The sequence below is a fragment of the Gemmobacter sp. genome (genome assembly GCF_016792925.1).
Classification (GTDB): domain Bacteria; phylum Pseudomonadota; class Alphaproteobacteria; order Rhodobacterales; family Rhodobacteraceae; genus Gemmobacter.
This window is the reverse complement of sequence record NZ_JAEULU010000321.1, coordinates 1-11,689: the sequence shown is the minus strand read 5'-3', so window position 1 is coordinate 11,689 and position 11,689 is coordinate 1. Positions and strand designations below refer to the sequence as shown.

Annotated in this window: 11 protein-coding genes; 8 read left to right on the top strand and 3 right to left on the bottom strand. The window is 66.4% G+C overall.

From position 1 onward, the window contains the following. From mmsB to JNN06_RS15985, 8 genes are all read left to right on the top strand, one after another. On the top strand, positions 1–1,125 hold a 1,125-nt coding region (gene mmsB, locus JNN06_RS16020), incomplete at its 5' end, for a multiple monosaccharide ABC transporter permease (RefSeq protein WP_291240595.1). A 3-nt stretch (positions 1,126–1,128) separates the two neighbouring features. After that, positions 1,129–2,115, top strand: a complete 987-nt coding sequence (gene araD1 / locus JNN06_RS16015; RefSeq protein WP_291240594.1) for an AraD1 family protein — start codon at positions 1,129–1,131, stop codon at positions 2,113–2,115. A 7-nt stretch (positions 2,116–2,122) separates the two neighbouring features. Next, complete coding sequence (gene araD / locus JNN06_RS16010) at positions 2,123–3,865, top strand: L-arabinonate dehydratase (protein WP_291240593.1); 1,743 nt, start codon at positions 2,123–2,125, stop codon at positions 3,863–3,865. Next, on the top strand, positions 3,866–4,777 hold the full coding sequence (locus JNN06_RS16005) for a Gfo/Idh/MocA family oxidoreductase (RefSeq protein WP_291240592.1): 912 nt from the start codon (positions 3,866–3,868) through the stop codon (positions 4,775–4,777). It begins immediately after the preceding gene. A 34-nt stretch (positions 4,778–4,811) separates the two neighbouring features. Next, the gene (locus JNN06_RS16000) at positions 4,812–6,326 is read left to right on the top strand and encodes an aldehyde dehydrogenase (NADP(+)) (RefSeq protein ID WP_291240591.1); all 1,515 of its coding nucleotides are present in this window, start codon (positions 4,812–4,814) and stop codon (positions 6,324–6,326) included. Continuing rightward, positions 6,323–7,216 carry a 2-dehydro-3-deoxygalactonokinase gene (locus tag JNN06_RS15995; protein WP_291240590.1) on the top strand — a complete coding sequence of 298 codons (894 nt, stop codon included), beginning with the start codon at positions 6,323–6,325 and terminating at the stop codon, positions 7,214–7,216. Before JNN06_RS16000 ends, JNN06_RS15995 begins: the two co-directional genes overlap by 4 nt. Beyond that, positions 7,213–7,827: a 2-dehydro-3-deoxy-6-phosphogalactonate aldolase gene (locus tag JNN06_RS15990; RefSeq protein WP_291240589.1), complete on the top strand. Its 615-nt coding sequence runs from the start codon at positions 7,213–7,215 to the stop codon at positions 7,825–7,827. The genes JNN06_RS15995 and JNN06_RS15990 overlap by 4 nt, the downstream gene beginning before the upstream one ends. Further along, entirely contained in the window at positions 7,820–8,668 is an 849-nt protein-coding gene (locus tag JNN06_RS15985) for an SMP-30/gluconolactonase/LRE family protein (protein WP_291240588.1), read from the top strand. Before JNN06_RS15990 ends, JNN06_RS15985 begins: the two co-directional genes overlap by 8 nt. Here JNN06_RS15985 and JNN06_RS15980 read toward each other — a convergent pair. The 3 genes from JNN06_RS15980 to JNN06_RS15970 all read right to left on the bottom strand — a co-directional run bounded on the left by JNN06_RS15980 (position 8,665) and on the right by JNN06_RS15970 (position 11,546). Beyond that, on the bottom strand, positions 8,665–9,684 hold the full coding sequence (locus JNN06_RS15980) for an LLM class flavin-dependent oxidoreductase (RefSeq protein ID WP_291240587.1): 1,020 nt from the start codon (positions 9,682–9,684) through the stop codon (positions 8,665–8,667). The two genes, JNN06_RS15985 and JNN06_RS15980, sit on opposite strands and share 4 nt — an antisense overlap. A gap of 84 nt (positions 9,685–9,768) precedes the next feature. Next, on the bottom strand, positions 9,769–10,662 hold the full coding sequence (locus tag JNN06_RS15975; protein WP_291240586.1) for a DMT family transporter: 894 nt from the start codon (positions 10,660–10,662) through the stop codon (positions 9,769–9,771). Further along, the gene (locus tag JNN06_RS15970; protein WP_291240596.1) at positions 10,659–11,546 is read right to left on the bottom strand and encodes a LysR family transcriptional regulator; all 888 of its coding nucleotides are present in this window, start codon (positions 11,544–11,546) and stop codon (positions 10,659–10,661) included. Before JNN06_RS15970 ends, JNN06_RS15975 begins: the two co-directional genes overlap by 4 nt. Between the last annotated feature and the right edge of the window lie 143 nt (positions 11,547–11,689).

The window sequence follows — 11,689 nt, the reverse complement described above, 5'->3', positions numbered from 1 at the left end:
GATTACGGGCTGCTGTTCGCGCTGATCGCCATCATGGTGTTCTTCCAGATCGTGACCGATGGCACGCTGTTGAAACCTGTGAACATCACCAACCTGTTCCTGCAAAACAGCTATATCATCATCATGGCGCTTGGCATGTTGATGGTGATCGTGGCCGGGCATATCGACCTTTCGGTCGGCTCGGTCATGGGGTTTGTGGGCGCGCTGGCGGCGGTGATGCTGGTGACCTGGGGGCTGCCGGTCTGGGTGGTGATCCCGGTGAGCCTGGCTGTCGGGGCCCTGATCGGGGCGGCGCAGGGCTATTTCGTGGCCTTCTGGCGCATCCCTTCGTTCATCGTGACGCTGGCGGGGATGCTGGTGTTCCGCGGCCTGTCGCTGTGGCTGCTGGCCGGGCAAAGCATCGGGCCCTTCCCGAAATCGTTTCAGGCGCTGTCCAACGGCTTCATCCCCGACCTGTTCGGGGTGGACAAGCCGAATGTCACCGCGCTGGTGGCCGGGGTGATTGCGGTGGGCGTGCTGATCTGGCTGGCGGTGCAAGGGCGCAACCGCGCCACGCGCTATGGCATGGAGGTGGAGCCCTTCGCCTTTTTCGCCGCCCGCAATGCCGTGATCTCGGCCGCGCTGATGTTCGTGATCTGGAAGCTGGCCGGGTTCCGGGGCCTGCCGAATGTGCTGATCTCCATGGTGGCGCTGACGGTGATCTATGCCTTCGTGACCGAGCGCACCACGCTGGGCCGCCGCGTCTATGCCATTGGCGGCAATGAGAAAGCGGCGAAACTGTCAGGCATCAAGACCGAGCGGCTGACCTTTTACACCTTCATGAACATGGGGGTTCTGGCGGCGCTTGGCGGGCTGGTTTTTGCCGCGCGCCTGAACACCGCCACGCCGAAAGCGGGCTTTGGGGTGGAGCTGGACGTGATTGCCGCCGTGTTCATCGGCGGGGCCTCGATGTCGGGTGGCTCGGGCAAGATCGTGGGCGCGGTCGTGGGTGCCTTCATCATGGGCGTGATGAACAACGGCATGTCGATCATGGGGATCGGCATTGATTATCAACAGGTTATCAAGGGGCTCGTGCTGCTGGCAGCCGTGTTCTTCGATGTCTACAACAAGCAGAAGCAGGGCTGAGCCATGTTCCTTTCGCAAATCCGTCAGGGGGAAAGCCGCGCCGTGGTGGCGCGTATCGGGGCGGCGGCGCATGTCGTGCCGGGGGTGGCCTCGGTGATCGAGCTGGCGCAGGCCGCGATGGATGCCGGGCATGGGCTGGGCACCGAGGTGGCGGCGCGTGGCCGGGGCGAGGCGGTGGATCTGGCCGCCGCACTGGCCGAGGGCCGGGTGCTGCTGCCGGTGGATCATCCCGACCCCTGCCACATGCACCTGACCGGCACCGGCCTGACCCATCTGGGCTCTGCGGCCACCCGCAACGCTATGCATGCCAAGGCCGACCCGGAAACCCTGACCGACAGCATGAAGATGTTCCGCATGGGGCTGGAGGGCGGGCGCCCCGAGGCCGGTGGCATTGGCGCGCAGCCGGAATGGTTCTACAAGGGCAATGGCCATGCCGCCGCCGCGCCGGGCATGCCGCTGGTGTCGCCGGGCTGTGCGCTGGACGCGGGCGAAGAGCCTGAAATCGCAGGCATTTACCTGATCGGCGCCGATGGCACGCCCTTCCGTTTGGGTTTCGCCTTGGGCAATGAATTTTCCGACCATGTGACGGAACGCGGCAATTACCTGTGGCTTGCGCATTCCAAGCTCCGCCCCGCCGCCTTTGGCCCGGAACTGCTGGTGGGCGATCTGCCCGAGCATGTGGAGGGCCAAAGCCGCATCCGCCGCAATGGCGCGGTGATCTGGGAAAAGCCCTTCGTCTCGGGCGAGGCGAATATGAGCCACAGCCTGTCGAACCTGGAACACCACCATTTCAAATACCCGATCTTCCGCCAACCCGGTGATCTGCATGTGCATTTCTTCGGCACCGCCACGCTGAGCTTTGCCGATGGCATCACCTGCCAGCCGGGTGACCAGTTCGAGATCGAGGTGCCCGCCTTCGGCCTGCCGCTGCGCAACCCGCTGGTGCAGATGCCCGCGCAAACCGCCCCCGTCACCGTCCAGAAACTGTGAGGCCAGAATGAGTTTCAAACCCGCCCCCTGGCCCCGCAAATTGCGCTCGCAACATTGGTTCGGCGGCACCTCGCGCGATACGATCTATCATCGCGGCTGGCTGAAAAATCAGGGCCACCCGCATGACTTGTTCGACGGGCGCCCGGTGATCGGCATTCTGAACACCTGGTCGGACCTGACGCCTTGCAACGGCCACCTGCGCGAGCTGGCGGAAAAGGTGAAGGCGGGCGTCTGGGAGGCGGGCGGGTTTCCGGTGGAAGTGCCGGTGTTTTCGGCCTCGGAAAACACCTTCCGCCCGACGGCGATGATGTATCGCAACCTTGCCGCCTTGGCGGTGGAGGAAGCGATGCGCGCGCAACCCATTGACGGTGCTGTGCTTTTGGTGGGCTGCGACAAGACGACCCCCAGCCTGATCATGGCCGCCGCCTCGACCGACATCCCCTCGATCGTGGTGACCGGCGGGCCGATGCTGAACGGTTATTTCCGTGGGGAGCGGGTGGGATCGGGCACCCATCTGTGGAAATTCTCGGAGGCCGTGAAGGCGGGCGAGATGACGCAGGAGGAGTTTCTGGAGGCCGAGGCCTCGATGAGCCGGTCTTCGGGCACCTGCAACACCATGGGCACGGCCTCCACCATGGCCTCGATGGCCGAGGCTTTGGGGATGGCGCTTTCGGGCAATGCGGCGATTCCGGCGGTGGATTCACGCCGCCGCGTGATGGCGCAGATGACCGGGCGGCGCATCGTGCAGATGGTGAAGGATGACCTGAAACCCTCCGACATCATGACGAAACCGGCCTTTGAAAACGCCATCCGCACCAATGCGGCCATCGGCGGCTCGACCAATGCGGTGATCCACCTGCTTGCGATGGCGGGGCGCGTGGGCATCGACCTGACGCTGGAGGATTGGGACCGCTGCGGTCGCGACGTGCCGACCATCGTGAACCTGATGCCCTCGGGCAAGTATCTGATGGAAGAGTTCTTTTATGCCGGCGGCCTGCCGGTGGTGCTGAAACGGCTGGGCGAGGCCGGGCTGTTGCACAAGGAGGCGCTGACGGTTTCGGGCGGTACGATCTGGGACGAGGTGAAGGATGTGCGCAACGACAACCCCGATGTGATCCTGCCCTTCGACAAGGCGCTGACGCAATCGGGCGGCATCGTGGTGCTGAAGGGCAATCTGGCCCCCAAGGGTGCGGTGCTGAAACCCTCGGCCGCGACGCCCGCACTGATGGTGCATCGCGGGCGGGCGGTCGTGTTCGAGGACATCGACGATTACAAGGCCAAGATTAACGATGAGGCGCTGGACATCGACGAGACCTGCGTGATGGTGCTGAAGAATTGCGGCCCCAAGGGCTATCCCGGCATGGCCGAGGTGGGCAATATGGGCCTGCCGCCCAAGGTGTTGCGCAAGGGGATCACCGATATGGTGCGGATTTCGGACGCGCGCATGTCGGGCACCGCCTATGGCACCGTGGTGCTGCACACCTCGCCCGAGGCGGCGGCGGGCGGGCCTTTGGCGGTGGTGCGAAACGGCGATTTCATCCGGCTCGATGTGCCGAACCGGGTGGTGCAGCTGGAGATTTCGGATGAGGAGCTGGCCGCGCGGCTGGCGGTCTGGCAGCCTGCGCATGAGCGCGCGGCCTCGGGCTATGCCTGGTTGCATCAGCAGCATGTCGAGGGGGCCGATACCGGCGCCGATCTCGATTTCCTGAAAGGCTGTCGCGGGCGCGACGTGGGCAAGGATTCGCACTGAATGAAGGTCGCTCTGGTCGGGATTGGAAAAATCGCGCTGGATCAACATGTTCCGGCGATCACTGCCGCCGCGGACTGGGAGCTGGCGGCGACCTGCTCGCGCCATGGCGCGGTGGAGGGCGTGGCGGCATACAGCGATTTCGCGGCGCTGCTGGCCGAGCGGCCGGATATTCCAGTGATTTCGCTTTGCCTGCCGCCGGTGCCGCGCTTTGCCTATGCGGCGGCGGCCTTGCAGGCGGGGCGGCATGTCATGCTGGAAAAACCGCCCGGCGCGACGCTGGCCGAGGTGCATGAATTGCAGGCCATGGCGGCGGCGCGCGGCCTGACGCTGTTCACCACCTGGCACAGCCGGATGGCGCAGGCGGTGGAGCCCGCCCGGGCCTGGCTTGCGGGCAAGGTGGTCACGGCGGCGCGGATCACCTGGCGCGAGGATGTGCGCAAATGGCATCCCGGTCAGGATTGGGTGTTCGAGCCCGGCGGCATGGGCGTCTTCGATCCCGGCATCAATGCGCTGTCGATCCTGACGCATATCCTGCCAGCGCCGGTGCATCTGACCGGGGCTGAGCTGGATTTCCCGGCCAATCGTCAGACCCCGATTGCCGCGCGTTTGCAGTTTTCGGGCGGCGTCAGCGCCGATTTCGACTGGCGCCAGACCGGCCCGCAGACCTGGGACATCAAGGTCGAGACCCCGGAGGGCAGCTTGGCCCTGCGTATGGGCGGCAACCGGCTGGAGATTGACGGCGAACCCGCTGGCGGTGCCGATACGATCATGGGCGAATATCCGGCGCTTTATGCGCGGATGGCCGATCTGGTGGCACGCGGGCAATCGGATGTCGATCTGGCGCCGATGGTGCATGTGGCCGATGCCCTGACCCTCGGGCGCCGCAATACAGTGGCGGCTTTTGAATTCTGATCTGTCAGAGCCTCCTCCTCTGAAAGGAAATCCAATGTCTTACACGCCTCATGGCTGTCATCTGATCGCAGGGGAGTGGGTTGCAAGCGCCGACAGCTTTGCCTCCGATCCCGCCAGCGGCCCCGCGCACCGGTTCTGCACCGCCACTGTGGACTTGGTGGCGGCAGCCTGCACCGCCGCGGAGGCAGCCTTCGAGGCCTATAGCGCCACCTCGCGCGAGGAGCGCGCGCGTTTTCTGGAGGCGATCGCCCGCGAAATCGAGGCGCGCGCCGCCGCGATCACCGAGATCGGCCATCAGGAAACCGGCTTGGCCACGGCCCGGCTGGAGGGCGAGCGCGGGCGCACGACCGGCCAGCTGCGCCTGTTTGCAAGCCATATCCGCGCGGGGGAGTATCTGGACCGTCGGGTTGATCTGGCCTTGCCCGAGCGCCAACCGGCGCCGCGCCCCGAAATCCGCCTGATGCAACGCCCCTGCGGCCCGGTTGCCGTGTTCGGAGCCTCGAACTTTCCCCTGGCCTTTTCCACGGCGGGTGGCGACACCGCATCCGCGCTGGCGGCTGGCTGCCCGGTCGTGGTGCGGGGGCATCCCGCGCATCCGGGAACCTCGGAGATCGTGGGAGAGGCGATTCTGGCGGCTATTTGGTCATGCGATGTTCCTCCGGCTGTGTTTGCGCTGATTCAGGGCGGGCACCATGATATTGGCGCAGCACTTGTTACAAATCCGTTGATAACCGCCGTCGGTTTCACAGGATCTTTGGCCGGAGGGCGCGCCCTGTTTGATCTTTGCGCAGCGCGGCCCGACCCGATCCCGTTTTTCGGTGAGTTGGGGTCTGTTAACCCGATGTTCATTTTGCCCGGCGCAATGTCCGAACGTGGCGCGGGAATCGCCGCAGGTTGGGCGGGCAGTCTGACCATGGGGGCGGGGCAATTCTGCACCAACCCGGGAATTGCGGTCGTTCTGGCCGATCAGGCAAAGGAGTTTGCACAGGCGGTTGTGGCAGAACTGGCCAGGATGGCGGGGCAGACGATGCTGACCGATGGCATCGCGCGTGCGTTCGAGGCGGGCAGGGCGCGGATCGCGGCGCAAGACGGGGTGCAGCCCTTGCTAAACCAGCCCTGCGAAGGCCGTGTCGCGCTGCCGCAGATGTTCATGGTGAAGGCAGCGGTGTGGCAGCAGACACCGGCTTTGGCAGAGGAGGTTTTCGGCAGCCTTGGTCTGATCATCGAGGCCGAATCATTTGAGGAGATGGAGCAAATCGCCCGGGGTCTGGACGGGCAACTGACGGCGACCTTGCATCTGAATGACACGGATGTGCCGATGGCAAAACGTCTGCTGCCGGTGCTGGAGCGGAAAGCCGGGCGTATCCTCGCCAATGGTTTTCCCACCGGGGTGGAGGTCAGCGAAGCCATGGTTCATGGCGGGCCCTATCCGGCCTCGACGAATTTCGGGGCAACCTCGGTGGGCACCATGGCCATTCGCAGATGGCTGAGGCCCGTGGCCTACCAGAACATGCCTGCGGCGATGCTTCAGGGCGATTGGCTGTCATGAGCCCGTGGATCGCCGTTGACTGGGGCACCACCGCATTGCGGGCCTGGCGCATGTCGGGCGCGGTGGCGCAAGAATGCCGGTCCTCTGCGGAGGGGATGGGCAAGCTGGCGCCGGGGGCCTTCGAGGCGGCCTTGCTGCGGCTGATCGGTGACTGGCTGGGACGGGAGCGCACCGAGGTGGTGGCCTGCGGGATGGTCGGCGCTCGGCAGGGCTGGCGCGAGGCGGCCTATCGGGCGGTGCCCGCGCGCCCGCTGGATGCGCCCTTTCTGACGGTCGCGCCGGAGGATCCGCGCTTCCGGCTGCATATCGTGCCGGGCCTGTCGCAGGCGGACCCGGCGGATGTGATGCGGGGCGAGGAAACCCAGATCGCCGGGTTTCTGGCGAGTGTGCCGGACTATGACGGGGTGATCGGCCTTCCGGGCACCCATATGAAATGGGCGCGTATCGCGGCTGGCGAGGTGCGCAGCTTTCAGACCTGCCTGACGGGCGAGCTGTTTGCGCTGCTGGCCCAGCATTCGGTCCTGCGGCACGGTCTGGGTGCCGGTTGGGAGGATGCGGCCTTTGTGGCGGCGGTGGCCGAGATGCAGGCCGCGCCGGACAGCCTGATGGCGGCGCTGTTTTCGCTGCGCGCGGGCGGGCTTTTGGGGCAATTGTCGCCGGATGCGGCGCGCGCCCGCCTGTCGGGCCTGCTGATCGGAGCCGAACTGGCTGCGACGCGGGCGTTGTGGCAGGATCAGCCGGTCACGCTGATCGGCGCGGGCACGCTGACCGGGCGCTATCGTCAGGCCTTGCAGCTGTTCGGGCAAGCGTCCAGTCTGACTGACGCCGAGGCGGTCACGCTGGCGGGCCTGTGCGCGGCCTATCGGAAATTGCAGGAGAGCCCGAGATGAGCAGCCGTCCGATCATTGCCATTTTGCGCGGGATCACCCCGCCCGAGGCCGTCGCGGTGGCGACGGCGCTGATCGAGGCCGGGATCACACAGATCGAAGTGCCGCTGAACTCGCCCGATGCCTTTGACAGCATCGCCGCGATCTTGCGCGCGCAGGGCGAGGCCGGGGTGATCGGCGCGGGCACGGTGCTGACCACGGCGGATGTCGGGCGGCTGGCGCAGATGGGCGCGCGGCTTGTCGTTTCGCCCGATTGCAACCCGGAGGTCATCGCGGCGACCAAGGCGGCGGGGATGCTGTCTTGTCCGGGGGTGTTCACTGCGACCGAATGCTTTGCCGCCCTGCGTGCTGGCGCCGACGGGCTGAAGATCTTTCCGGCCTCGATCATGGGGCCTGCGGGCATTGCGGCATTGAAGGCAGTGTTGCCGATGGCCTGCCCTGTCTATGCCGTGGGTGGCGCGGGGGTTGATAATCTGGGCGAATGGCTGCGGGCCGGGGCCAATGGCTTTGGCATCGGCACGGCCCTCTATCGACCCGGCGACGCGGCGGATACGGTGGCGGCCAAGGCCCGGGCCTTGGTGGCGGCCTATGATGCGGCGGTGCAGCATGGCTGAGGTTTTTGACGCGCGGCCCTGTTTTCTGGGCGAAGGCCCGCTGTGGCACCCGCAGATCGACACGCTGTTCTGGTTCGACATCATCGGCAAACGCCTGCTGGCGCGCGGCCCGGAGGGCACAGCGGAATGGCCGCTGGAGGAGCTTCACTCGGCGGCGGGCTGGCTGGATGCTGGCCATCTGCTGATCGCTTCGGAGACCGGGCTGTGGCGGTTCGAGATCGCCACCGGCGCCCGCAGCCTGATCGTGCCGCTGGAGGCCGAGAACCCGCTGACCCGCAGCAATGACGGCCGGGCCGACCCCTGGGGCGGGTTCTGGATCAGCACCATGGGCAAGAAGGCCGAGCCGGGCGCGGGGGCGGTATACCGTTTCTGGCGCGGGGAATTGCGGCAGGTGGCGGAAAAGATCAGCATTCCCAATGCGATCTGCTTTGCCCCGGATCGTCACGCAGCCTATTTCGCCGATACGGCCCGGCATATCGTCTGGCGTCAGCCGCTGGATGCCGATGGCTGGCCGGAGGGCGCGGCGCAGGTGTTCCGCGATTTCAGCGAGGAGGGGCTGTCGCCCGATGGCGCGGTGACGGATGCGACCGGCGCGCTGTGGATGGCGCAATGGGGCGCCGGTCGGGTGGCGCGCTATCTGCCCGATGGCCGCTTTGATCGCGCCATCGCGGTGCCTGCGCCGCATGTGTCTTGCCCGGCTTTTGCGAAGGGGCGCCTGATGGCGACCACGGCGCAGGAGGGCATGGATGCGGCGGCTTTGGCAGCCGCCCCGCTGGCGGGGCAGCTGTTCGATCTGGGGCCGGTGGACCATGCGCGGCCCGAACCGGCGGTGGTGCTTTAGGCCAGCAATTCGCGCACGCGGGGGATGACCTGCGTGCCGTAAAGCTCGACCGAGCGCATCAGGTCTTCATGCGGCGTAGTGCCTGCCGAATATTTCAGGCTGAAGCGCTGCAAACCCAAGGCGCGCACCGTGGCGGCGATTTTCTGCGCCACGGTCTCCGGGCTGCCGACATATTGGCTGCCACCCTCGACCTCTGACAGGAAAGCCTGCTTGGTGATCGGCGGCCAGCCGCGTTCGCGGCCGATGCGGTCATGCAGGGCCTTGTAGCCGGTGAAGGCGGACTCGCGCGCGGCCTCGTCCGTCTCGGCGATCAGGCCGGGGGAATGGACGCCAAGTGGTTGAAATTGCTTGCCCATTTTCTCGGCCGCGTCGTGATAGAGCTTCACGAAGGGCAGGAAGCGGCGCGGGTCGCCCCCGATGATGGCCAGCATCATCGGCATGTCATGGCGCACGGCGCGCACCACGGATTCGGGGCTGCCACCGACACCGATCCAGCTGCGGATGCCCCCCGGCCCGGCGGGCGGATAGATCGCGGGCACCGAGACGGGGGCGCGATGCTCGCCCTCCCATTTCAGGGCGCCGGTCTTGTTCACCTGCGCAAAGATCGCCAGCTTTTCCTCGAACAGCAGCTCGTAATCGCGCATGTCATAGCCGAACAGCGGGTAGCTTTCGGTGAAGGAACCCCGGCCCAGAATGATCTCGCCGCGCCCTTCGGCAAGGGCGTTCAGGGTGGAAAAGCGCTGATAGAGCCGGATCGGGTCATCGGTCGACAGCACGGTGACGGCGGTGCCAAGGCGGATGCGCGCGGTGCGGGCGGCGATATTGGCCAGCAGGATCTCGGGCGCGGAAATCGCGAAATCGTCGCGGTGATGCTCGCCCAGATTGATGGCATCAACGCCGACCTGATCGGCCAGCACCGCCTCGGCCACGACATTGCGCAGCACCTGGTCTTGCGGCAAAAGCGCGCCGGTGGCGTCGCGGGTGATGTCTCCGAAGGTGTCGAGGCCGAATTCCATGGCGGGTCTCCTGTTGTCTGGCCGCAAGATAGGCAGGCAGAGGGGCCTTGTCGCCCTGCGCAAATGCACAGATGCCTTGCGAATTCAGGCAGGCTCTTCGTTTTTCAGCAGGAGCAGCAGGGCCAACATGGTGAGGCCGACGCCCGGCAGGGTCAGCGCCGGGGGCAGCGGGCGGCCAAGGGCGATTTCCCACAGGATCACCCAGCTGGGCACCAGATAGGTATAGGCCATCACCTTGGCGGCAGGCAGGCGCAGCGAGGCGAATTGCAGCGCGACAAAGGTGAGGGCCGAGGCCGCGATGGCGACATAGACAAGGCAGATCCAGACGATCACGGGCAGGGCGGCCCAGTCGGTTGCCAGCACGGCGCGCCCGCCATAGGCGGCCAGCAGCAGAAAGCCCGCCACCATCATCAGGAAAGTGAAGGTCACGGCGGGCTCGCCCCGGTTCAGCTTGCGCACCAGCGGCGCATAAAGCGCATGCGCCACGCAGCCGAAGAAATAGATCACCTCGCCACGCCCGATCTCCAGCCGCAGGGCGGCGCTGGCATCGCCGCGAAAGATGACCCAGGCGGCCCCGAGCGCGCCAAGGGCCAGCGCCGCCCCCATGCGCGGGGTCAGGCGTTGGCGCAGGGTGAGCCAGCCGAAACTGGCGGCCATCAGCGGCGTCAGGGTGAAGACGGCGGCGGCAGGCACGGCATGGGCGGTTTTCAGCCCCTCGAACATCAGCACGAAATAGATCGCCAGCAGCCCGCCCAGCAGCAGATAGCGCCAAGGCGCCACCAGCGCCGCGCGGGTCACCTTGCCGCTGGCAAAGGCGGCGGCGCCAACCAGCGCGCCCGCCAGCGCAAAGCGCGGCACGGTGAGCGCCGCCGGGTCGATCAGCGGCGCGGCCAGGGCGCCCAGCGAGAAGGACCCCGCCACCAGCGCCGAAAAGGCCAGCATCGCCAGATGGCCCTGGCCCTGCGCGGAAAGGCTCATACCCCGGCCCAGGCGGCGGCGGCCTGCCGCAGATGGGTGAGAAAACTTTGCACCTTCAACGTGCGGTGCAGATCGACATGGGTAACGATCCACAAGGGCGCATCCCAATCCGATTGCGGCGGCATGACCTCGATCAGGTCGGGGTCGGCTGCGGCATGGCGCACCGGCAGGAAGCCGAGGCCAAGCCCGGCGCGCACGGCCTGATTGGTCGAATCCGGTTCGGTGGCGCGATAGGCGATGGCCTCCTCGGGCACATGGGCGCGCAGCCAGCGGTAGAACGGCGCGCGGCTGTCCAGATTGTCGCTGCCGACAAAGCGGTGGCGCGGGAAATCGTCGGCGCTTTCGGGCAGGCCATTGGCCTCGACATAGCAGCGCGCGGCATACAGCGCCGAGCGCAGCCGGACCAAGGGTTGCACGACGTAATCGGGTTCCTGCGGCTGGCTGCCGGCGCGGATCGCCACATGGGCCTCGCCGTAATCCAGCCGGAACACCCGCATATCGGTGAGAAAGCGGATGATCACCTGCGGATGCGCGCGCTGGAAGCTGCCGAAAATCGGGCTGAGCAGATCGGCGATGCCGGTGATCGAGGTCACCAGCAGCTCGCCCGAGACCACCTCGCCCTGACCCTTGATCCGGCTGGCAAGCTGGGCGAAGTGATCCTCGGTGGTCTGGGCCACGGTGAGCAGGTCGCGCCCGGCCTCGGTGGGGGTATAGCCCCGGGCATGACGCTGGAACAGCTTGGCGCCCAGACGTTTTTCCAGCGCGTCGATATGGCGGATGACAGTGGCATGATGGACGCCAAGCGCCTCGGCGGCGCCTGAGACCGTGCCCAGCCGGGCCACCTGAAATGCGGTGCGGATCTCGTCCCAATTGTCCATCGTCAAACCTTTCTGCAACCGGCACAGATTAGCCGCAGGCGGGGCAGCGGCAAGCGCAAAGGGCCGGGAAGACCCCGGCCCTTCACGGCATTGTGCAAAAGGTGGCGCGGTTTACGCCACGTCGAATTGCAGCGGCTTGACCTGCTGGA